This is a genomic window from Clostridium manihotivorum, from assembly GCF_004015185.1.
In the GTDB taxonomy this organism is placed as follows: domain Bacteria; phylum Bacillota; class Clostridia; order Clostridiales; family Clostridiaceae; genus Clostridium_AR; species Clostridium_AR manihotivorum.
In genome coordinates, this window is sequence record NZ_CP025746.1 from 2,716,924 (window position 1) to 2,740,506 (window position 23,583).

The window sequence follows — 23,583 nt, forward strand, 5'->3', positions numbered from 1 at the left end:
GATAATATGGATAAACTTAGTAAGGAACAATTTGTGCAAATAAGAAATTGGATTTATAGGAATGCAAGGCCCTTGGACCTAGCAAGATGGAGATATCATTTTGAAAAAGGGACTAAAGAAGAGGTATTGGCAGCTTTAGTTGCTTATCAGAATAGTGATGGTGGTTTTGGACATGCGCTTGAAGCTGATAGCTGGAATATAAATTCTACTCCTATTCAAACTTGGTGTGCTACTGAAATTTTGTATGAATTAGAGGTTACTGATAAAAATAATAAAATAGTTAAAGGTATATTAAAATATCTGGATAGCAAACAGGATTTTAAGAAGGGGTACTGGCTTGCAGCAACACCTAGTAATAATGACTATCCCCATGCACCCTGGTGGACTTATGGAGAAAATGTAATTGAAAACTGGGGTTACAATCCTACGATAGCTCTCGTTGGTTTTATTTTATACTTTGAAGATAAGGAAACAAAGCTTTATAAATTGGCACTTGAAATAGCAGAAAAAGCAGTTGATTTATTTTTAAATACTGATAATGTAGAAAGCATGCACCAAATAGCTTGCTTTATTAGATTTTATGAGTATTGTAGAAAGGCTGGAGTAACTGAACTTTTCAACACTGATATGATGCTTGATAGGTTAAAGCAAAAGGTGAAAGTAACAATTGGCCAAGATAAAGAAGCTTGGAAGGATACTTATTTGTGTAAGCCTTCACAATTTATGGTCACCCCTAAAAGCGTTTTCTACATGGACAATAAGGAACTTTCGGATTACGAGGTTAGTTTTATTATAGATACCTTGAGCTCAGAAGGTACCTGGTCAATAACCTGGGACTGGGCTGATTATCCTGAACAGTGGGCAATAAGCAAAAACTGGTGGAAGGCTAATGTGATTTTGAAAAACTTAATGTATCTTAAAGACTTTAACTGCTTATAGAAAACATAACTTTTGATTAAATATATGCAATATAGCAACAATATAAATTATTAACGTTTGAACTATATTTTGAGGAGAGATTTTTATGGATAATATTAAAATAGGACAGGCTACTGAAGTTGTTCAATCATTTATGATGATTAGCAAAGCCTTAGCAAAATACACACAGCAAAATGCAGCTAATTTAGGGTTAACATTGCAGCAGATAGGTATATTGAATACTGTTTATGCTACTCCACTAATATCCTTTGAACAGATAACGGAACAATTGTTAATTTCTGAAAGTGTAGCTACTATTAGTATTGAAGAACTTATTAAACTTGGTTTAGTTGAACAAAAATCCTCTCAAGAAGATATTAGTGAAAATAACTTTAGTATAACTGATAAAGGTAAAGAAATATCAAAGAAATCAATTCAAAACCCTAGCTCATACTTAGCTATGGCTTCAGCACTAGAAAAGTTATCAGCAAAGGATATAGATACATTACTTCGTATCCATAAGGAAATTTGTAATGTTCTATAATTAAATGCATAAATCAGAATGAAAATATATTTTCAAAGGAAATGGTACACCTTTAAAAGTTTTGGAGGAAGTAATAATGAAAAAAGTTAGCTTAAAGCCTATAGCAGCATGGATTCATAGAAATGCAAGGGAACTTGAGGTTGCAATATGGAAATTTCATTTTGAGAATGGAACAAAAGAAGATGTTATTAATGCATTAATATATTATCAAAACGAAGATGGTGGATTTGGAAATGCAATTGATCCTGATAACTGGGATGTAAATTCATCGCCCTACGCTACACTATTTGCCTTAAACATACTTAAAGACATTGAATTTGATGATATGCAGCACCCAATCTATCTAGGTATAAAAAAATATATCGATACTGAGTTGAACTTCCCAGAAGGTTGCACCTTTACTGTCATTACCAATAGAAATTATCCACATGCTAGTTTTCATAATTATGATGAAAACTATAATAAAATAGAAAGTACAGGGGTCATTTTAGGGTTCTCCTCATTTATTATAGATCATTATCGTGATTCAAAAACATATCCTGCTGTGATGGAACTTATGGAGAAAATGATAGAAAAATTATTTAGTGACGAGCATGGAGATATGGGGCCAACAGGTTATATTTCCCTAGTAAATTCTATGAAACAAGCACAGCTTGAAGGCTACGACTATGATAAATTAGAACTACGACTTAAGGAGTTAGTCAATGGTTCTATTCAAAGAAATCCAGAGCAGTGGTGCTATTATGGATATAGACCATCAGATTATATAAAATCGAAGGATAGTATTTTTTACCAAGGCAATGAAGAAATCATTAATGTAGAATTAGATTTCCTACATGACACTTTACCTCAAAATGATGTTTGGCCAATTTCTTGGTCCTGGTTTGAAAATAACGATAAATATCCTAAGGAAGCAGTAATCAGTTTAAATTGGTGGAAAGCTACCAAGGCCATTGAAAGAGCAAGGTTTTTAAAAAGTTTTATGAGAATTCAATAGTTACTAATTTAAGTTTAATTATAAAAACATATGGAATACAAGGTTTTCCTTGTACTCATTAGGACATGAAATATGAAAGAAACTCACTGAAGTATGTTCTAGTGAGGTTTTTTTAGTGGTATAATATGTATTGACAGTAATCTGCTAACAATATAATGTACTTAAGCCTTAAAATAAAGTAATAATTGAATGGTTTAAGTGTAATTCTTAAGGAGTAATATTAATGGATTATAAAGATGTATTAGCAATAGTAATTTTGATTGTAGTTTTAGTTGTTTCTTTTAAGTTTTATCCAAACAGTAAATTAGGTGTGTTAACAAACTATATAAATTCATTTTTTACTGGTAAATCAAAATGATAGCATTAATGGCAATGGAGCTTTGTACTGATAAAAAGAGATATGTGTAAGACATCTAGAATTAACTTTAAACTGTTTAATAATTTCAACACATCATATTAACCGAGCCTAGCATTAAAAGATAAAGGGGATTTTATATAATATGATTTTTTTAAATCTGATAAGTATAATAATAATTTTTTTCCTTATAATTTCAATAATTATGAGGAAGTTAAAAAGATTCAAGTTTAATTTAACTATACTATTACTATCAGTACTTCCGGCATCAGTATGCTTTATAGTAGTTAATCTAGCGTATTCATTGTTTGCTATTATATTTACGCCACATAATTTTATGGACAACTTAGGCTTAATGATATTCTGCATTTTAGTAGGCATAATATATATCCTCTTAATTGCGGATATGAATATTTTTTCATATTCAAGGCTTAAGAAAGTTGGAAATAGTAGTAATTCAGTAGAGTTAAGCAGAATTGATAAAGGATTAGGGCTGACAAAGGTTGGTATTTATCTCACTATAATAAACATAATATATGCTGTTTTAGCAGCATTGATGCTTTATAGCATGAGAGTACAAGTAGCGTATATTTTGATATGTTTTTTGGCGTTGTCGTTTTTACCTGGAGCAATACTTTTAACCTTTCCATTAGCAGCCTATGTATCAATAATAATAGGAGTCATCATTTCTATATTGGCATTGGTGAACTACCTATTTATCCTAAACGGAACTGTAAGGCTAATAATTGCCTCCAAGGTAATTCGAGAAAAGACGGCTATGTATCTATTTTTATCGTTAATTCCAATAGTAAATTTATTTAGTTCTCTAGCACTTTGCAAAAAAGCAAAGCAGTTACTAAAAGAAAACAATCTAAAAGTGGGAGTGTTTGGAGCAAAGTTTAAAGAAATTTAGTTTTTTGTAGAGACTTCAACGAATTGATGACAACATTTTTTAAATACATTCATATAGGTAGTAAAGATTGTTTCAATATCTATCCTATTGACAAGATAAACTCTTTTTTAGAAGGATAAATTATATAGATTTATAAAATAAAGCTTAGACGAGTTATCTAAGCTTTATTTTTATACAAAAATGATAATTTTATTTCAAAGTGAATAAAATAATATTTTTTTACCAAAACTAAACCTTGTTTTAATTTAAAATTAACATTATTTCTTTATATTGAAATTGTGGAAGCAAAGAAAATATGTTGGAGGGGTTAGTTTATGAAAAGAGGAGTTTTATCAAAAAGAACAATGATATCCATAGCTGCAATGCTAATCATAAGTTCGGCAGTCACAGGTTGTGGAAGTGAAAAAGCTTCAAAGGAAACTATTAATCAACAAAAGAGCACCAGTACTTCTAAAACGGAGTCAGTAGATCAGTTGTATGAACAAGCTAAGAAAGAAGGCAAGGTAGTAGTTTACTCAACTTCTGCTCGTGCCAATGATGCAAAGAAGTCTTTCGAAAAAAAATACCCTGGAGTTAAGGTAGAGGTTAGTAAACTTAAGTCTGATGAAATGATGAACAAGGTTACTAGTGAAGAGGATGCGGGAACTTACAATCCAGATGTGATTATAACTAAAGAGGTAAGCGGTGCTGTGGAAGAAGAGATGGTAAAGCAAGGCCGTTATATAAAGTATTTGCCTGAGGATATAGCTTCTCATGTGGATGAGCCTTTCAAAACAAAATCTCCAGCTTACGCTAACTACATAGAGTTTAGAACTGTATTTTACAATACAGATGATTTCAAAGAAGCTCCTATAAAAAATTGGTGGGACTTGACTACTGCTGAATGGAAAGGAAAAGTTTATGCTGTAGATCCACTAAGTTCACCGGCCTTTATGGATTTGTATACAACAATGGTTATTAACAGTGATGATATGGCAAAGGCTTATAAAGAGAAGTTTGGTAAAGATATAACCTTAAATGGCACTGAAAATGCAGGCTATGAATTCATAAAAGAATTATTTCAAAATGGATTAGTAGCACTTAAGGGCAGCGATGATGTACTTGATGCAATTTCAAAGTCTGGCAATAAGGCAGTAGGCATATCTGTATCAGGAGATATGAGTAAAATAAAGGAGAAGAATTGGCATGTAAATGCAATTTATGATATAAAGCCAAAGACTTCTGTACCAGACCCAGGTTATTTGTATTTAGCTAAGAATGCACCTCATGAAAGTGCAGGAAAGTTATTTACTCGTTGGATTATGGGAGAAGCTGATGGAAAAGCAGCTGGTGCAGATCAATTCAATACAATTGGCTCTTGGGTGCCAAGGAATGATGTTCAATCAAAAAATGATATAAAATTTGAAGATTTAAAGCTTTGGGATTTTGACGGAGAAAAGCTATATAAAACAGCACCTAAGGTAAGAGATTTCTGGATTAAGCAAAAATAAAGCTATTTAAATATGTATCACTTCCATTAGTAATTTATTTTCAAAACTTCTCTGGTTTCACAGTGGATAAGTTGAAAATATGAAGCTTACTAAGAAGTGGTACATCTATTAATGAAGTAGTATGGCAACATAACAAGCTTATCTGAGTTTTTTATTATTAAGATCAATATAAAAGTTTTGTTAGCTAAGCTTAGTAATAAAATGGTTTAGAACAGCTTGTTATAATATACGTTACATAAATATAGCATGGGGAGGATAGTATCTTGAAGGTCCGAACAAGAAATAAAATAATCAACTATTTGAGCAGTCCCATAAATATAGTTTCTTTAATAGCCCTGAGTTTTCTTGCTTATACCATACTCATTCCATTTTTTAAGATAGTTTTATCTACTTTTCAATGGAAGCAGGAAGATGTACGTTTAGTAGCAGGGGCCATTCCTGGTGAGTTTACCTTTTATCATTGGCTCAGAGTTATATATAGTGATGTAAGCAAAGCTTTATTTTATAAACCACTAATTAATTCTATTGGTATAGGCTTAGTGGTAGCTTTGATTTCCATGGTAATTGGCTCAGGTCTTGCCTGGATAGTAAGTCGTACTGATATTCACTTTAAGAAGCTGATAGGATTCTTAGTCATAATTCCTTATTTATTTCCATCTTGGGTAATTTCCATGGCCTGGCTAACTATTTTCAAAAACTCAAAAATTGGAGGAAGCATAGGGATTATTCAAGGGCTATTTCACATAAATCCTCCGGATTATATATCCTATGGTTTTGTGCCTATAGTTGCATCCTTAAGCATACATGACAGCATATATTTTTATCTCATAGTTGGTGCTGCATTAAGCTCTATGAGCAGTCAGCTTGAAGAAGCTGCTAGGGTTTCTGGAGCAGGAAGAATTCATATATTGAAAAAAATAGTTTTTCCTATGGTTTTGCCATCTATTCTTTCTGCCTTTATACTTATCTTCAGCAAGGCAATAAGCTCTTTTGCAGTACCAGAGCTTTTAGGTGCACCAGTGAAGTTTTATACTATTTCAACCATGTTATATAGCAGTATGCGCTCAAGGATGGTAACAGAGGCCAATGTTCTAAGCTTAATATTAATAGTGATTTCAATGCTGGCCATAGCTATTAACCAAAAGCTTGTAGGTAAGAAGAAAAGTTATGCTACAGTTACAGGAAAGGCTACGGTGCAAAGACTCGTTCCTTTAGGTAAAGGGAGAAGATTAATTTCTATAGCGATATTAGTATTTCTTTTTTTGATTTCTATAGTGCCTTTGATATTTATATTACTTCAAACCTTTCTACTTAGAGATGGTGTGATAAGCTTAAGTAATCTAACCCTACATTACTGGATAGGGGATTCCATATACGATATCAATACAGGAGAACCTGGAATCTTTAAAAACGAAACCTTTTTGGTAGGTTTAAAAAACTCCTTAGAAATAGCGATTATTTCAGCTGTAATAGCTGCAGTTATAGGACTTATATTAGGATATGTTACTGCAAGGGGAAAGGGAGGCAGGTTATCGAAATGTATAGATAAGATATCCTTTATACCCTATCTTATACCTGGAATTTCCTTGTCATCAATATATATTGTGATGTTTGCGAAGCCTACCTTTATCCTGCCAGCACTGTATGGAACATTAGCCTTAATCATATTAATCACTGTGGTTAAAGAACTTCCTTTTACTACTAGAGTGGGAAGTAGTGCTATACTTCAAATTGGAGAAGAGCTTGAGGAGGTGGCCAAAATCAGTGGTGCTAGCTGGTTTACTAGGTTTAAAAAAGTAATATTGCCTTTAAACAAGAAAAGCATATTTACCAGCTTTCTTTTAGTATTCATTGGGGCCATGAAAGAGATGGAGCTAATAGTATTATTAGTTACACCAAAAACAGAAACCTTAACCACTTTGAATTTTTATTATACTCAAAAAAGCTTTACCCAGCTGACAAACGCAATATTGGTATTTACCATATTCATAATTCTCATGGTATATCTTATAGCTACGGTTTTTGGAAAAGTGGAATTAACGAAAGGAATTGGTCGTTAAGATGAGCAGTATTCAGTTAAAAAACATAAGTAAATATTTTGACAATAATAAGGTGATTAAAAACATAGATTTGAATATAGAGGATGGAGAGTTTATGACTTTTCTTGGACCATCTGGTTGTGGGAAGACTACAACCTTAAGAATAATAGCAGGCTTAGAGAATCCAGAGGAAGGAAAGATCTTTTTTGATGATAAGGAAGTAGATAACGGGGAAAATAGCTATCATCTAGATTCCTCAAAGAGAGATCTGAGCTTAGTGTTTCAAAGCTATGCCCTTTGGCCTCATATGACGGTATATGAAAATATAGCCTTTGGTCTCAAGATAAAAAAGATTCCCAAAGCAGAAATAAAAAGTTTAGCTCTAGAGGTCTTAAAGAAAATGCAGATTGAAAGTTTAAGTGAAAGATATCCAACAGAATTATCCGGTGGACAGCAACAGAGAGTTGCCATAGCTAGAGCTATTGTTACTAAGCCAAAGGTATTGTTAATGGATGAGCCACTTTCCAACTTGGATGCAAAGCTTAGAGTTGAAATGAGAAATGAATTAAAAAGACTTCATAGGGAGTTAAAAACTACAATTATATATGTTACTCACGATCAGCACGAGGCCTTGACCTTATCTACCAAGGTAGCAGTTTTTATGAATGGACAAATAGCACAGGTTGCAAAGCCAAGGGAGTTATATAAGAACCCTTGCAATATCCAGGTGGCAGAGTTCATAGGTAATTCATCTTTAAACATAATAGATGGGATTTATGAAGAGGCTGAAGGTTATGGAGTTATAAAATCTAGCTTTGGAACTCTTAGTATTCTAGCTTTAGAAAGTTCTCAAAGGCAAGTGATACTAACCATAAAGCCAGAAGACATAAAAATACATAAGAAAGCTAAAAGTAATTGTCTTAGCGCCACTGTAGTTGCAGTGTTTCCAGCAGGACCACAAACTCAAGTACAGCTAATGGTTGGGCAACAGCTTATAACAGCCTTAGTTGTTGGTGAGAAGGAGTATGAAGTTGATTCAAACTTATGGATATCATATAAGCAAAATAAAGTAAATATTTATGATAAAGAATCAGGAAAATTATTAAACGTTATGATTAAAGGAGAAAAAGTATGAAGATAGATTTTCATTCACACGTTAAGTTATCTAAGAAAACAGCATTTGACATAGAAAATTTTAAGGAATTGATTAAAGAAGCAAGAGAGGAGGGCTTAACAGCTATTGCTATTACAGAACACTTTAATACCACTAACTTTCCAGCAGTTTATGATACCTTAGATCAGTATTATGAATATACAAATGATTACTATGATGTTGACGGTTTTAAAGCCTTTACTGGCATGGAGGTGGATGTAGCAGAAGAGGCCCATGTTTTGGTGATTGGGAACCTAAAGGACATAAGGATGCTAAGAGAGGCTTTAAATGGTTATGACACAAAGGGTAACTTTATTGCTCTTGAAAAATTGTTTGAATTGTGTAGACCATATGATATTCTGATTATAGGCTCTCATCCCTTTAGAGAAGATCATCCTCTATACAAGGCAGCTCCAGAACTATTAAATAAATTCCATGGCTTTGATTTAAATGGAAAAGATTTGTATGTCTATGGAGTAGAGGAAATGACTAGTATGGTAAAGAACTTGGGCGAGAAGCATAAGGTTCCAGTAGTTGCAGGCAGCGATACTCATCAATACTTGCAAATAGGAAGTGTTATGACTGTGTTTGAAAAGGAATGTAATACAGTTAAAGAGATAAAAGAGGAAATAGGTGCAGAAAGATATTCCTTATTTATTTCTCCTAATTTAAGAATAAAAATAAAGGCTGCAACCATGATTAAAAGCCTTTTAAAAAAGCAACTCGAAGCTCTTTAATGTTGGAGGAAGTTTATGATAGAACTAAACTTTTCAGATAAAAAGTTTACTAAAAATCACAAGAAAATCGCAAATTATATCATGCAGAATGTAGAGCTAATTCCCTACATGGTAGAAAAAGATCTAGCTGACAAGTGTAAGGTAAGTGTTTCTTCAGTATCTCGATTTTGGGAGGCAATAGGTTTTAAAAACTTCAAGGAATTTAAGGAATACTTAAAAGGACAAAGTTCTGTTTCTCCTGCTACAAAGATTGAAATTGCCTTTGAAAAGATGGATAGTTACAATATGTTATCAGAAGCTATAATGGCAGGCTCAAACTATTTAAAGCAGACTGTAGATAAATTAGACAGTGAGGATTTTCAAAATATAGTAGAAGCTATAGATAAATGCAGGATGCTGCATCTTTATGGCACAGGACCAGCTATTTCTTTAACCTCTTTACTAGAATTTAGATTAAAGCGCTTTGGAATAGAGGTAAAACAGTTAACAAGTAGTGGACATGAACTTTATGAAGATTTACTTCACATAAAGCCCGAAGATACAATATTGATCTTTGGCTTTGTTCACGAATCGCCAGAAATAAAGGTGTTATTTGATCTAGCAGAAAAGATAAGCTGCAAGACAATTTTAATAACAGATCTAATGGTAAGCTCTATGCTTGACAAGGCAACCTTTAAGTTATATTCCGCTAGAGGAGAACTTTGGGAGTTTCACTCCATGCTAGCACCACTAGCCTTAATTGAAAGCATAATTGTAGCTGTAGGTAAGGAGCGAAAAGAGCAGTCTTTAGTTAACTTAGAAAGGCTTCAAGAGCTTAGAAATACCTATCAAAAGCTACTGCCTAAGAAGGTTTAAACATAGCCTAAGTCTAGAATAGGTGTGCAGATGCAAATTGATTATTTTAGGAAAGCACTTAGATGTCACTAATAATTATGAATGTAGAAAGGGATGCTATAATGTTAGCTTATAAATCAAGTATGGTATTTTACTTGTAAATTATAAGGTACTGTAAGTAATAGTAGGCTGTTATCATAAAGTGATTAATGAAGCTAAAATAAAAAGCAGAATAATGCTAACTAATAAGAGTATTAGTTGACATTATTCTGCTAAAAAATTTGTGTTTTATGCAATGTTCAAACCACTACGGATTTTCTTTAAAATAAACTCTTTTTGTCTTTCTGAACTTCCTCCGCCTAACTTGGAAGCTAACATTGGTATTATAAAAGCATCAATATTAGTCAAATCTAAATTGGATAGACGACTATATTCATTTAAGAATATATCAATCATACTTTGGTTGTTCTTACTAATAAACTCTATAATGTAAGCAGGAGTATCCGGTGGTAGCTCACCATATTCAAACATAAGAATATATTCGGCAAGATCATATAGGGGATGTCCATTAACACAGCTAACCCAATCAATAAGACGGGTAGTATCATTGGTTTTTATAATATTACCTGGATTTGGGTCACCATGACAGACATAATCTCCTTGCGGTAAGGCATCAATCATATTTTTTACATAGTCTTTCTCTTCTGAGGTCAAGTATGTATTATTTTCTACCATTCTAGTCATTGAGCTACTCATTGTATCCATTAAGTCAGCCTTAGTACAATGTAAGTTGTATAACAGACGAGCTGTTTCCTTTATTACATAGTTCATTTCAGGTGACTGATTCACTTCGTTTCCAGTAATCTCTCTTCCTTCAAAGTTAATTATAAACTGATACATACAGTCCATGAAAGAAGTTCCATCAATACGTTCCATCACAATACCATATCGTCCATCATGCTCAATCATCTCGTAAACTTTAGGAGCAGGTAGCCCTTGATCACCAGCATTCTTAGTTTTTTCAAACTCCCACACTACATTATCTTTGAGATAACCTTCATAGTACAACTTTACAATTTTATCTTCAGTATATGCGTATACTTCACTGGAGCCACCGCTTCCTAATAATTCTCCTAATATCATTGTCTATCCCTCGATTCAATTAGTAGTAAAACACTTATTGGTATATAATTCTCATAAATGGAAATTAATAATATTATATACTAAATTAATTATGCTTTCAATTAGGTCTTATTACAGTTTTTAGATAGTTATAGAATATAATGACAAAGATATCTTCTGCTAATGTATATAAGTGGAAATTTCATGTATAATGTATATATTACATATTAGTAAAATACTGTGAATTGAGTATGCGGAAAATAATTGTAGAAGGTGAAAATATGATAAAACTGCGTTACCCATTAATTTCTGATGCAGAAGCTTTTTTTAGAATACTGACAGAGGGAAAGTTTGAATACTATTATGCTACAATTCCTGAAAGTATTGATTTAGAGAGAAAGTGGCTTGAAAGAAGAGAGCACAAAAGAAAAAACAATTTAGAATATAATTTTTCTATTATATATAATAATATTTTAGTTGGTGGCTGTGAAATAAGGATTGATAAGGAAAATTCCCACGTTGGAGAGTTGGGATACTTTGTAGATAGAGAATATTTTAATAAAAGAATCGCAACTGAAGCAGTAAAAGCATTAGAGAAAATTGCATTTGAAGAGCTTAAATTAGTAAGACTTGAGATTAGGATGGACCCCAGAAATAAAGCAAGTGAAAAAGTGGCAATAAAAAATAACTTCGAAAAAGAAGGGCTACTAAAAAAGGTTGTTAAGTTCCAGAATGGTTATTTTGACAATATAATATATGCAAAAGTTAAATAAACTTATATGGATTTAATCTGGAAAAATAATCTGATTTTAACTGAAAAGCTACTATGCAACTACTTTGATTCAACATAATTTTAAGCATGGACAAGAATATAAAATGCTAAAGTAATAAATAAATTAAAAACACTTTAAGAGAGGAGAAAAAGACATGGTATATAAAGAAAATGTTTTACAATACAGTGACTATTATGAGTTAAGAGAAAGTGTAAGATGGAAGAATTTTTTAAGAGCACAAGCAGAACAAGCAATTAAAAATAGTATATATACTGTTGTTGCATTTAAGGATGAGCAACCAATTGGTATGGGACGATTAATTGGAGATGGAATATATTACACAGTTGTGGATGTGGTTATAAAGCCTGAGTATCAAGGAAAAGGCATTGGGAAAAACATAATTAATATGATATTAAAGCATGCAGATAGCATTACTACAATAGGAGGACGAGCTACCGTTCAACTTATTGCTGCAAAGGGCAAAGAGCCCTTTTATGAAAAAATGGGATTTCAGAAGATTCCAGATGATTCTTCAGGTTATGGTATGAGAAAGCTTATATTGAAATGAAATTTAAGTGGCAAGATATGATTTAATTAAAATGATTATTTACTAAGTTAATATTATTGAATAGTGAGGAGAATATGAAATGAAAAAAGTTATTCCATTCATACTACCGATATTCAGAAGCCTTTTATTTATTATAGTTGGATTATTATTTGCAATAGCAACCAATCAAACCTTGGAGCAAGCAAGCCAATGGTGGTCAGTTATATGTACCATTTGCAATATTATTACTATTGTTGTATTAATGGCAGTATGTAGAAGTGAAGGCACTACATATAAAAAATTGATTTTTAACAAAGGTAGGCAAGGAAATCTGAAGCATACTTTATTGATTGTTGTAGCAATGCTTATATTAGGGTTGGGAGGAATGTATGGATTTGCATTTATGATTTATGGTTATGTGCCAGTGACAATGATACATCCACTTCCTGTTTGGTTCTCAATAATAAATGTTATACTTTTGCCACTTACCGTTGTATTTGCTGAACTACCTTTGTATTTAGGCTATGCACTAAACAGAATTGAAAAAATTACAGGTAATAAAATATTAGCAGTTGTGTATACAGTATTTTTCTATGGGTTACAACATAGTTTTATTCCACTTCTATATGATTATAAGCATATCTTGTTTAGATTTTTGTCATTCTTGCCTTTGATCTTGGTATTGGTGATTATTTATTATAAAAATAGAAAATTACAGCCATTGATGATAGGACACGCTGTTTTAGATTTTGCAACAAGTATTCAAATCTTAATGACTTCTATATCTCCAGCATTATTTGAAACCATGAAAGCAATGAGCAAGTAGCACTCTTATAAATTGAAGAGTGGCCAAATCCAGAGATGCTCTTATTTAATAATGGATACATTACAAATATTGGTTAACAATATAACAGGTATAAGCTTTAGTCATATTGTAAAGAGGTGAGAAGTGCTTTGGAAAATGTAATATATAGCATAGGTGTAGATATTGGAACTTCAACTACTGAAATTATCTTAAGCAAGCTAAAGCTCAAAAACATCATAGGAGCTTCCTTAGTCCAAGAGACCATTATTGAAAGCAAGGAAGTTATATATAAAAGTCCCATTGAGTTTACACCTCTTTTAGATACTGTGACCATAGATTTTGAAAAAATAAAAGTGATGGTAGAGGAAGCAATTAAACAAAGTGGTGTAGAGAAAAATAGTATTTCTACTGGAGCTGTGATTATCACAGGTGAAACTGCTAGGAAGGAAAATGCTAGAGAGGTATCGGAAAAGCTCTCTGAATACTTAGGAAGCTTTGTTGTAGCCACAGCTGGACCTAAGCTTGAAGCACTGCTTGCTGGACAAGGGGCAGGAGCCTCAGAGTTGTCTAAGAAGCTCAATAAGAAGGTAATAAATCTTGATATTGGAGGAGGAACAACAAACGTAGCAGTTTTCAATTGTGGCAGCTGCGAAGAGACCTTTGCTTTAGATATTGGTGGCAGACTTATTAGATTTGACCATGAAGGAAAGGTTATTTATATTTCTGAAAGAATTGAATTTCTCTTAAAGCTTATGAATCTAGACATAAAACTTGGAGAGCAGATAAGCTTACTGGAGCTTAAAGCTTTGTGCTTAAAGTTGGTCCAGTGCTTACTAGAAGCTTCTTGCTTAAGTGAATTAACCAAGGAAACAAAGCGATTATTCATAACTGAAGAGCCTAAGGTGTTTACAGCTGATGTTATAAGCTTTTCTGGAGGGGTTGCAGAATATATAGGGACGAGTATTGAAGTCACCAGGTTTGAAGATTTAGCAATATACAAGGACATAGGACCACTTTTAGGTATATGCATAAGTGAAGCTTTTAATAAATATAAAGACAAAATCATACTGCCCAAGGAAAGAATAAGGGCAACGGTTATAGGAGCAGGAAATCACTCATTAACCATAAGCGGAAGTACGATTGCCTTTGATAAAAGTATATTACCTATTAAGAATATACCTATAATTAAACCTTTTACTGCCGAAGAGAATATAAACAAAATATTTTCTCAGGGAAAGAAACAGCTTAGTCTTTATGAAAATACTACAGTAGCATTTTCCTTAATAGGGCCTAAGAGTCCAAGCTATAAGGAACTAAAAGTAATTTCTGAGGAAATTATAAAGCTCTATAAAGAAATAGATGGGCCAATAATTGTAATACTAGAAAATGACTTTGCAAAAGCCTTAGGGCAGATAGTTTCTTTGATGCTTAAAGATAAAAGACAAATTATATGCCTAGATAAAATCTCTACAAAAAATGGAGATTACATAGATATAGGACTACCCATAGGTAATGCTATTCCAGTAGTTATTAAGACGCTGGTTTATAAAGATGTGGCACTTCAATCCTTAGACTCAAAATAATGCTTTCAGATAATTTACGAAGCTGTATTTTGATAGATTTAATTTAGAGATATAGGGAACCAACTTCAACTACTAATTTATACATGCAAAAAAATCCCAAGAAGGCGGGATTTTATAACAAGTATAAATTAATTTTTCATAAAGATTCCCTATAGTATAGGTATCCAACTTAAACTATTAATTTATGCATGCCTGATGATCCCCAGAAGCCGGGATTATCAAACATGTATAAATTAAGTTTTCGTAAAGGATACCTATAAGATACAAAATCAACCCTAAAATCATTTTTAAGACTCCTTTACTTTTAGAGAGGAGAATTTGAAAATACCATTTTAAATAATTACTAAAGCAAAGGAGGATTTAATATGCAATTAGATATAAAGAAGATTAACCTTGAGAACGTAAAACAAATCACAAAATGGGTGTATGAAGCACCGTATTCAATATATAGCATGGATAAAAGTGAAGAGTGTGTAAGAGAACTTCTTAAGGGAGATTATTATACAGTTTTTGATAGTGAAAATAATATTATAGGGTACTGTTGTTTTGGGGAAGATGCTCAGGTTCCAATAGGAAATATCTTTGGAGCTTATGATTGCAAGGATTATACTGATGTTGGTTTAGGGATGAAGCCTGATTTGTGCGGCTGTGGACTAGGTGTTGGATTCCTTAAGGCTATCCTAGATTTTGCTAAAGATGAATTTGCAGCAAAGGCCTTTAGACTAACTGTAGCAGATTTTAACAGCAGAGCAGTAAAAGTATATGAAAGAACTGGCTTTAAAAAAGTTAGTTCTTTTGAGAGAAGCTCTAAGTTTGGTAATATTGGATTCTCAGTTATGATTCTTGATTAGGCTGGAACTATCTTTGAACTTCATAAGCTTATAAGAAAATGTAAAGATTGCTTATTAAAGAATCCAATGACATAGAGTTTTACCATGTATTAATTATTATTCGTATAGTACATATATTTAATTGAAGTTAAAAGCGGTTATAAGGGGGCATACAACAGTTTTAAAACACCTACTAAAACCCACTAAAATATATTGGAATATTGTTAGTTTTATGTTGTCATAATATGTGTAAAGAGGTGATAGCATGAAGTATTATACAATTGGTCAATTTTCAAAATTAGTGGGAAAAAGTATTCAAACTTTAAGATTGTGGGATAATGAAGTAAAGTTAAAACCACATAATATAACAAGAAGGTGGACACCGTTATTATTCTGAACTACAAATTAATCAAGTTTTGCAAGTGCCACTTGTTAAGAGAACTAGAAAAGTAATTGGATATTGTAGAGTATCAAGTAATAAACAAAAAGATGATTTAGCAAGATAGGTTACTGAGATTTGGGTTTGAAATAATAGAAAATCTATGTGATAAGTATGGGACTGATATCGAAATCATAGATAACACTGAAAAAACAGAAGAACAGGAATTAGTTGAGGATTTAATTCAAATTGTTACAGTTTTTAGTTGTAGGTTGCAAGGCAAAAGAGCCAATAAAGCAAAGAAAATGATTAGGGAGCTGTTAGAGAATGATACTGGCGAAGAAAGTTAGAATTATTCCGAATATAGAGCAAGAACAAAAATTATGGCAGTCTGTTGGTACTTCAAGATATATTTATAATTGGACACTTGCAAGACAAGAAGAAAATCACAAAAATGGTGGCAAGTTTATAAAAGATGGAGATTTAAGAAAAGATTTAACTATTTTAAAGAAATCAGAACTTAACTGGCTTAATGAAGTATCTAATAATGTAGCCAAACAGGCTGTAAAAGATGGTTGTAATGCTTATAAAAATTTCTTTAAAGGGTTAGCTGATAAACCAAGATTTAAGAGCAGAAGAAAAAGCAAACCTTCATTCTATAATGATACAGATAAACTAAAAGTTAAAGAAAATTTAGTATTAATTGAAAAAGTAGGTTGGATTAAAACAGTAGAGCAAATACCTACAGATATTAAATATATTAATCCAAGAATAAGTTTTGACGGTAAGTTTTGGTATATATCTATAGGCATAGAAAAAGAAGAAACTATAACAGAAAATACAGATATATCAATAGGTGTGGATTTAGGATTAAAAGATTTAGCAATAGTTTCAAATATAGATAAACCATTTAAAAATATTAATAAAGCTAAAGAAGTGAAAAGACTAAAAAAGAAGTTAAAAAGAAAGCAGAAACAAGTTTCAAGAAAATATGAAGATGGAAAAATTCGAATAGGAAAGGAAGGTGAAAACCGTTATAAATTTACTAAAACTAATAATATTAAAAAACTCGAAAGAGAATTAAAACTTATTCAAAGAAGGCTTTCAAATATACGTTTAAATCATATTCATCAAACAACAACTGCAATAGTGAAAACCAAGCCAAGCAGAATAGTTGTTGAAGATTTAAATGTAAAGGGTATGCTTAAAAATAAACACTTATCAAAGGCTATACAAGAACAATGTTTCCATAAGTTTATTACTATCTTAGAATATAAAAGTAAATTTAATGGCATTGAATTTGTAAAAGCAGATAGGTTTTATCCTTCAAGCAAAACTTGTTCTTGTTGTGGCGTAATAAAGAAAGATTTAAAACTTAAAGACAGAGTTTTTGTTTGTCCATCATGTAATGCTCGGATGGATAGGGACAAAAATGCGTCAATAAATCTTTCAAGGTATAAAAAATCAGCATAATATCACTAACAAGATAGTGCTGATATGTACTGTGCGTTACGCAGGATTTTAAGCCTTTGGAGCAACATATCAAACTGGAGTAGTCTTATGACAAAACAGGTTGCGTTGAATAAGGAATAAATCTCTAAATATTAGATTTTAGTAGATTTTATGTAACGGCTAATATATGATGTTGAAAACAACTCTTTTTGGCAAGGTATATCAATTTTTAGATATAAAGGAAGTTCTTGCAAAAGCAAATGAAGAAAAGTCTGGGGATAATCTGGCTATGATAGGGGCAAGTACTACTGAAGAAAGAGTAGCTGCTAAAATAGTACTTTCTGAATTGACCATAGCAGATTTGAGAAATAATCCAGTGGTGGATTATGATAAGGATGAAGTCACAAGAGTGATTCAAGATGGTGTAGATGAAGAGATCTATAAGAAGGTTAAGTCTATGACAATAGGGGAGTTTAGAGAATTTCTTCTAGAAAACACAGGAGAGGAAATAAAGGCTATAAGTGATGGACTAACTTCTGAGGTTATTGCAGCTGTAACTAAGCTGATGAGCAATATGGATCTTATATGTGCATCTAGGAAAATAATAAATACCGCAACCTGCAACACTACTATAGGTACCCTAGGCACTCTTGCTTCAAGGCTTCAGCCTAACCATCCAACTGACAATCTTCAGGGGATAATGGCATCTGTTATGGAAGGTATAAGTTATGGAGTAGGTGATGCAGTAATTGGACTTAACCCAGCAATAGATTCTATCGAAGGTGTTTCAAACATATTAAAAGCCTTTAAGGACTTCATGAATAGGTTTAAGCTGCCAACTCAAAACTGTGTCTTAGCTCATATAACCACTCAAATGGAGGCTCTTAAAAATGGAGCCCCTATGGATTTGATGTTTCAAAGCCTAGCTGGTTCTGAGATCTCAAACAGAGCCTTTGGCATAGATGTAAAATTATTAGACGAAGGTTATCATCTTATGAAGACTCTCAAATCTTCTAAAGGAGATAACTTTATGTACTTTGAAACCGGACAAGGTTCTGAATTATCCTCAGCAGGACATAATGGAGCGGATCAGCTTACCATGGAGGCGAGGTGCTATGGACTAGCAAAAAGATATAAGCCTTTCTTGGTAAATACAGTTGTGGGCTTTATAGGACCAGAGTATCTTTATGATGGAGCTCAGGTAATAAGAGCAGGACTTGAGGATCATTTCATGGGCAAGCTTACTGGACTTTCAATGGGAGTAGATGTTTGCTATACAAATCACATGAAAGCAGATCAAAATGACTTGGAAAACCTTGCGCTTCTGCTAGCACAAGCCAACTGCAACTATTTTATGGGGGTTCCTGGTGGTGATGATGTTATGCTAATGTATCAATCTACAAGCTATCATGATATTGCAACCTTACGGGAAATAACTAATAAAAGGCCCATTAAAGAGTTTGAAATGAGACTTAATGAACTTGGAATAATGAAAGATGGAGTATTGACCAGTACAGCAGGTAATCCATCACTATTTTTAAATATGGGGGTATAGGCTGTGGAAGAGGATCTTATAGATAATACATTGGAAAATGATTCGAATTCTAGTGATTCTAAAGACAAGCATTTAGAAAAGGAAGGCTGTATTATGCTAAAGCAAGCAACTCCAGCAAGAATTTGCTTAGGTAGAGCTGGAACTAGATATAAAACAAGCACTTATCTAAGCTTACGTGCAGATCATGCCGTCGCAATGGATGCAGTATGGTCTTATGTAGATGAAAAGGTAGTTGATGAGCTTGGATTTTTTAAGGTGCAAACCTTAGTTGAAGATAAAGAGCAATATATAACAAGGCCGGATTTAGGAAGATGCTTTTCAGAACAAGTACTGAAAGATATAAAAGAAAACTGTATAAAGGACGTGGATGTGCAGATTATCGCTGGTGATGGATTGAGTTCTCCTGCTATAACGTCAAATCTAAAAGAAATATATCCAATGTTAGTTGATGGACTAAAAGCTAAAGGCTATAAACTAGGCACTCCTATCTTTGTTAAATATGCAAGAGTTGCTACCATGGATAAAATAAGTGAAGTCTTAAATGCTAAAGTAACCCTCATATTGATAGGAGAAAGACCTGGTCTAGCTACAGGTGAAAGTATGAGCTGCTACATGGCCTATGAAGCCAGCAGCAAAAAGCTAGAATCCCAAAGAACCGTAGTATCCAATATACACAAAAATGGAATGCCTCCTGTAGAAGCAGGAGCACAAATCGTTCAGCTCATAGAAATACTGTTGAAAGAGAAGAAAAGCGGTATAGAGTTAAAGCTTTAGAAAAGCTATGGGCTAAACTTCCATCCTTCTATGTTGAGGATAATTTTGTTCGGCTTATTCCTTTTAAAGATCATATAAATGTGGAAGCGAAAGCAGTAATTTCCCATAAGGAGGAATTGAAAGGCTATAAACTAACACCTAAAGGTATGCTGCAAATTTATCATAAGCAAGAGATTTCTAGTGAACTATTAAAAACAATATTTAAAGAAAGTTTTGAGTAAGGCTCTGTTAAAATATTTTGTTGAACATAGAATTAAGTAAAAGCTATAAAGTGTCGTATAAAAAGGCAAAGTGGAAAATCAAATATATTACTTGAGAATTATTAGATAATGCATGATTAAATAAGAGAATATAAAACTACTGATGAGTATGAATGGGTAAAGTGCAGATTACTGTCTTTTTTAGATAGTGCATATTTCGATAACGTGCTCCGAGAAAAAGAGCATTATGAAAATCCTTCTGTAGAATTAGTGGCAGAAGATGATGGAAAAATTATTGGCTTAATAGACGTAGAATATGAAATAGAAAAAGGAACGGTGTGCTATAGCACTAATCAATTAGGCGGCGTGATATGGCATCTAGCAGTACTACCTGAATATAGAAAATCAGGTGTTGCAACCATGTTATTGGGTGAAGCAATAAATAGGGTGAAAAGTAATGGGATAAAGAAGCTTGAAGCATGGACTAGAGATGATAAATGGGTAAATGATTGGTATAAAAATAGAGGCTTTATATGGAAAGAGTCCTATCTTCATGTTTATGCAGAAGGCAGTGAATGTGATAAGATAGCTAAGTCTACTATTAGCAAATTATTTGTATGTAGCAGTTTTAATCACTATATAGGAGAAGATAAAGAAACAATAAAAAAGTCCTTTAAAAGAGTGCATGAGTGCAATTTATATGAATTAATGCTAAATTATTAATTTAAGAATGTAGGTGGAGACATGAATTGGGCTAATTCAATAAAAGAGTTCATTCCTTCTGATGAACAGGAGAAAAAAGATAAAGAAGCAACATTGAAGTATATAAACATTTTTGACAATATCCTAAGTAGGAGCAACGAACTTATCCATATAACCAGTTCTGGTTTTGTGATAAATAAGTCTAAAGATAAAGTATTAATGGTACATCATAATATATTCAAGGCATGGTCTTTACCAGGTGGGCATGCAGATGGTGATGAAAACTTAGTGAGTGTTGCTACATCAGAAATTAAAGAGGAAACTGGCTTAGAAGCTATTACTCTATTATCAGACAAAATAGTTTCTTTAGATCTTCTATCTTTATCAGGACATTTGAGAATAGGTGAATATGTTACAGCACATCTACATATTTCAGTTGTATACTTATTTCAAGCTGACGATAATGAGCCTGTTAATATTAAACCAGATGAAAATAGCGCAGTGAAATGGCTACCAATAAAAGAATTAGACATACATTTAACTGAACCTAATATGAAGAAAATTTATAGTAAGATAATAGCTAAGATTTAAAATGAAGTACACCAAAATTTAATATTAAATAAGCCTAAGAGCATATATAGTATTTTCTAAATAAAAGCTATATATGCTTTATTTATGTAATAAATAATCTTAAGTGCTTTAATGCCGTAAAAATATTAAATTACTTGATGTCAGTATTATATAAAGATATACCAGTTCAAAGTAAAATATATAAATCATGAGAGGTACCACTAATAGTTAAAATGATTTCTTGTGTTTTATTACTCATAAAACTGCTATGTCTATAACGATACCATTTCATATGAAAATTTATATTTTTAGATTGTATTCTCATAAAACAGAAATGTTTTGAAGATAGATTTTGGATTGAAGTAGTATATCTTTATTAAAATATAACTCAAATTTGTTATAATAAACATGTGGAAAAATTTTATATATAAAAGTAAAGATATTGGGTAAAGGTGAGGAGATTATTTATGTACAAGAATTTTATATTTGATTTGTATGGAACCTTAATAAACATTCATACTAATGAGTCAAAAAGTATACTTTGGAAGAAGCTTTCACTGTTTTATAGTTACAATGGAGCTATATATAAACCTAGTGAATTAAAACAAGCATATTTAGAAGAAGTTAATAAGAAGCTTAAAGAAAATGATAAGACAAAATATCCAGATATAAAATTATCAGAAGTTTTTAAAAAGTTATATGAGGATAAAGGTATAAAAGTGGATGAGCAGCTAATCAATTACTCCATGAGGCTGTTTAGAGGACTATCTACAGAATATATAAGTCTTTATCCAGGAGTTAAAAAGTTATTAACAGAGTTAAAGGCAACTAATAAAAAGATATACATGCTATCAAATGGACAAAGAGAATTTACAGTGCCAGAATTAAAATATCTAGGCATTCACGATTATTTCGATGGCCTATATAGCTCTTCAGATATAGAAATATGCAAACCAGATAAGGCCTTTTTTGATTATCTTATAAACAATGAGAACCTAGATAGAGAAGAAAGCATTTTTATTGGCAATGATCACTTATGTGATGTTGAAGGTGCTAAAGCTGCTTCGTTAGATTGTCTTTATATTCATAGTAACCAATCTAGAAAAGTTACAAAAGTTGATAGTGATTATGTTCTTTGGGATGGAGATGTAAGTAAAATTCTTACTACATTGTCTTCAAGAAATAGATAAGCTAAAAAGTATTAGAGCAGTATACATAGGTATTAATAGATGTACTACTTTATATTTAAATTTATATTATTAAACTCTCCGTTCAGAAGAAAGAGGAGCTTTAATAATAGTTTTGGGATTTAAGTGGTACATCTTAATAATAGAGTTCCTAACTCAACTATTAATTATACGTGCAAGAAAATCTTTATAAGCCTGGCTTATTGAACATGTGTAAATTAAATTTCTACATAGGAACTCTTTAATAGGATCAGAAATAATACATAGACAAAAGAAGAAATTTTGGTAGATACATAAAACGGATTATATACCAATATCTTATTGTAGGATTGGTAGTCTGTAAATAATAGACCACATAGAGGCTAAAAGCTCATTAGCTTGCCAAAGTTTCTTCAAATATGCTCAGATAAGAAAAGTATCCTAGGAATTAACAAAAGAAGGTAATTTACTGAAAGTTTTACTAGGAGGTTTAAGAGTATGAGTGAGAAAAATAAAGCTGTATTTTTAGACATGCAAGGTACATTAGGAGGTACCGGTATAGATGATATTTCAAACTTTGACTTTTATCCATTTGCTATAGAGGCCATAAAGGAATTAAATAGAAATGATATATTAGCTGTTTTAACAACAAATCAGAGTAATATCTCAAGAGGATACTTATCACAAAAGGATTTTGATGATAAAATTTTGTTTCTTAAAAGAAAGCTTTGTGAAAATGGTGCTCATTTTGATGGTGTATACTGTTGTCCCCATACTAAAGAAGATAATTGCAGCTGTAAGAAACCTCTCACAGGTATGGTGGACAAGGTTGTTAAGGAACTTAATATTGATGTGAAAAATAGCTTCGTAGTAGGAGATATGGGTATGAGCGATATTGTCCTTGCTAGAAATGTTGGGGCAAAGGGTATTTTAGTTTTGACAGGAGTAGGCAAAGGTAGCTTATCAGAGTTTAGACATACTTGGGAGCAGTACGAAGCTGATTATATCGCTGAAAATGTACTTGAAGCGGTAAAATGGATTTTGAAAACTTCAAATGAAAATTCTATTTAAAGTGAAAAGAATAAACAATAATTTGAGCATTGAAAATACTTAAAGGCACCTATCAAAACTTAATAAGTTATGTT

23 protein-coding genes and 1 pseudogene are annotated in these 23,583 nt (G+C 32.2%); 23 read left to right on the plus strand and 1 reads right to left on the minus strand.

Annotation, left to right across the window (positions count from 1 at the left end; translation table 11 throughout):
• The first annotated feature begins 6 nt into the window (after positions 1 to 6).
• The 10 genes from C1I91_RS12260 to C1I91_RS12300 all read left to right on the plus strand — a co-directional run bounded on the left by C1I91_RS12260 (position 7) and on the right by C1I91_RS12300 (position 10,001).
• On the plus strand, positions 7 to 939 hold the full coding sequence (locus C1I91_RS12260) for a hypothetical protein (protein ID WP_128213139.1): 933 nt from the start codon (positions 7 to 9) through the stop codon (positions 937 to 939).
• 85 nt (positions 940 to 1,024) lie between these two features.
• Positions 1,025 to 1,462 (plus strand): MarR family winged helix-turn-helix transcriptional regulator, encoded by a 438-nt coding sequence (locus tag C1I91_RS12265; protein WP_128213140.1) that lies wholly within the window; start codon positions 1,025 to 1,027, stop codon positions 1,460 to 1,462.
• 76 nt (positions 1,463 to 1,538) lie between these two features.
• Positions 1,539 to 2,459 carry a prenyltransferase/squalene oxidase repeat-containing protein gene (locus tag C1I91_RS12270; RefSeq protein ID WP_128213141.1) on the plus strand — a complete coding sequence of 307 codons (921 nt, stop codon included), beginning with the start codon at positions 1,539 to 1,541 and terminating at the stop codon, positions 2,457 to 2,459.
• Positions 2,460 to 2,682: 223 nt separating this feature from the next.
• Positions 2,683 to 2,817, plus strand: a complete 135-nt coding sequence (locus tag C1I91_RS29385; RefSeq protein WP_275051656.1) for a hypothetical protein — start codon at positions 2,683 to 2,685, stop codon at positions 2,815 to 2,817.
• A 202-nt stretch (positions 2,818 to 3,019) separates the two neighbouring features.
• Positions 3,020 to 3,727 carry a hypothetical protein gene (locus C1I91_RS12275; protein WP_128213142.1) on the plus strand — a complete coding sequence of 236 codons (708 nt, stop codon included), beginning with the start codon at positions 3,020 to 3,022 and terminating at the stop codon, positions 3,725 to 3,727.
• A 314-nt stretch (positions 3,728 to 4,041) separates the two neighbouring features.
• Positions 4,042 to 5,217 (plus strand): extracellular solute-binding protein, encoded by a 1,176-nt coding sequence (locus C1I91_RS12280; RefSeq protein ID WP_128213143.1) that lies wholly within the window; start codon positions 4,042 to 4,044, stop codon positions 5,215 to 5,217.
• A 263-nt stretch (positions 5,218 to 5,480) separates the two neighbouring features.
• Complete coding sequence (locus C1I91_RS12285) at positions 5,481 to 7,277, plus strand: ABC transporter permease (protein WP_128213144.1); 1,797 nt, start codon at positions 5,481 to 5,483, stop codon at positions 7,275 to 7,277.
• A gap of 1 nt (position 7,278) precedes the next feature.
• On the plus strand, positions 7,279 to 8,391 hold the full coding sequence (locus C1I91_RS12290) for an ABC transporter ATP-binding protein (RefSeq protein ID WP_128213145.1): 1,113 nt from the start codon (positions 7,279 to 7,281) through the stop codon (positions 8,389 to 8,391).
• Positions 8,388 to 9,146, plus strand: a complete 759-nt coding sequence (locus C1I91_RS12295) for a PHP domain-containing protein (protein ID WP_128213146.1) — start codon at positions 8,388 to 8,390, stop codon at positions 9,144 to 9,146. Before C1I91_RS12290 ends, C1I91_RS12295 begins: the two co-directional genes overlap by 4 nt.
• Positions 9,147 to 9,161: 15 nt before the next feature.
• Positions 9,162 to 10,001 carry a MurR/RpiR family transcriptional regulator gene (locus tag C1I91_RS12300; protein ID WP_128213147.1) on the plus strand — a complete coding sequence of 280 codons (840 nt, stop codon included), beginning with the start codon at positions 9,162 to 9,164 and terminating at the stop codon, positions 9,999 to 10,001.
• A 267-nt stretch (positions 10,002 to 10,268) separates the two neighbouring features.
• Here the strand turns inward: C1I91_RS12300 and C1I91_RS12305 are convergent, their stop codons facing one another.
• Positions 10,269 to 11,123 (minus strand): aminoglycoside phosphotransferase family protein, encoded by an 855-nt coding sequence (locus tag C1I91_RS12305; RefSeq protein WP_128213148.1) that lies wholly within the window; start codon positions 11,121 to 11,123, stop codon positions 10,269 to 10,271.
• A 260-nt stretch (positions 11,124 to 11,383) separates the two neighbouring features.
• Here C1I91_RS12305 and C1I91_RS12310 point away from each other — a divergent pair, with 260 nt between their 5' ends.
• From C1I91_RS12310 to C1I91_RS12375, 13 genes and pseudogenes are all read left to right on the plus strand, one after another.
• Positions 11,384 to 11,875, plus strand: coding sequence for a GNAT family N-acetyltransferase (locus C1I91_RS12310; protein WP_164880516.1), 492 nt, complete (start codon positions 11,384 to 11,386; stop codon positions 11,873 to 11,875).
• 154 nt (positions 11,876 to 12,029) lie between these two features.
• On the plus strand, positions 12,030 to 12,443 hold the full coding sequence (locus C1I91_RS12315; protein WP_128213150.1) for a GNAT family N-acetyltransferase: 414 nt from the start codon (positions 12,030 to 12,032) through the stop codon (positions 12,441 to 12,443).
• A gap of 79 nt (positions 12,444 to 12,522) precedes the next feature.
• Positions 12,523 to 13,248, plus strand: a complete 726-nt coding sequence (locus tag C1I91_RS12320) for a CPBP family glutamic-type intramembrane protease (protein WP_128213151.1) — start codon at positions 12,523 to 12,525, stop codon at positions 13,246 to 13,248.
• A gap of 128 nt (positions 13,249 to 13,376) precedes the next feature.
• A complete protein-coding gene (locus tag C1I91_RS12325; protein ID WP_128213152.1) occupies positions 13,377 to 14,810 on the plus strand; it encodes an ethanolamine ammonia-lyase reactivating factor EutA in 1,434 nt (477 codons plus the stop codon).
• A 365-nt stretch (positions 14,811 to 15,175) separates the two neighbouring features.
• On the plus strand, positions 15,176 to 15,661 hold the full coding sequence (locus C1I91_RS12330) for a GNAT family N-acetyltransferase (RefSeq protein ID WP_128213153.1): 486 nt from the start codon (positions 15,176 to 15,178) through the stop codon (positions 15,659 to 15,661).
• Between the two features lie 244 nt (positions 15,662 to 15,905).
• Positions 15,906 to 16,369: pseudogene (locus C1I91_RS12335) on the plus strand (MerR family DNA-binding transcriptional regulator).
• On the plus strand, positions 16,347 to 17,492 hold the full coding sequence (locus C1I91_RS12340; protein ID WP_128213154.1) for an RNA-guided endonuclease InsQ/TnpB family protein: 1,146 nt from the start codon (positions 16,347 to 16,349) through the stop codon (positions 17,490 to 17,492). Before C1I91_RS12335 ends, C1I91_RS12340 begins: the two are co-directional and overlap by 23 nt.
• 166 nt (positions 17,493 to 17,658) lie before the next feature.
• A complete protein-coding gene (locus C1I91_RS12345) occupies positions 17,659 to 19,026 on the plus strand; it encodes an ethanolamine ammonia-lyase subunit EutB (protein WP_128213155.1) in 1,368 nt (455 codons plus the stop codon).
• A 30-nt stretch (positions 19,027 to 19,056) separates the two neighbouring features.
• Entirely contained in the window at positions 19,057 to 19,800 is a 744-nt protein-coding gene (gene eutC, locus C1I91_RS12350; protein ID WP_420808472.1) for an ethanolamine ammonia-lyase subunit EutC, read from the plus strand.
• 392 nt (positions 19,801 to 20,192) lie between these two features.
• Complete coding sequence (locus tag C1I91_RS12360; RefSeq protein WP_338032618.1) at positions 20,193 to 20,723, plus strand: GNAT family N-acetyltransferase; 531 nt, start codon at positions 20,193 to 20,195, stop codon at positions 20,721 to 20,723.
• Between the two features lie 21 nt (positions 20,724 to 20,744).
• A complete protein-coding gene (locus tag C1I91_RS12365; RefSeq protein WP_128213158.1) occupies positions 20,745 to 21,293 on the plus strand; it encodes an NUDIX hydrolase in 549 nt (182 codons plus the stop codon).
• 446 nt (positions 21,294 to 21,739) lie between these two features.
• Positions 21,740 to 22,462 carry an HAD family hydrolase gene (locus C1I91_RS12370; protein ID WP_128213159.1) on the plus strand — a complete coding sequence of 241 codons (723 nt, stop codon included), beginning with the start codon at positions 21,740 to 21,742 and terminating at the stop codon, positions 22,460 to 22,462.
• Positions 22,463 to 22,936: 474 nt separating this feature from the next.
• Positions 22,937 to 23,509, plus strand: a complete 573-nt coding sequence (locus C1I91_RS12375; RefSeq protein WP_128213160.1) for a D-glycero-alpha-D-manno-heptose-1,7-bisphosphate 7-phosphatase — start codon at positions 22,937 to 22,939, stop codon at positions 23,507 to 23,509.
• Positions 23,510 to 23,583 lie beyond the last annotated feature (74 nt).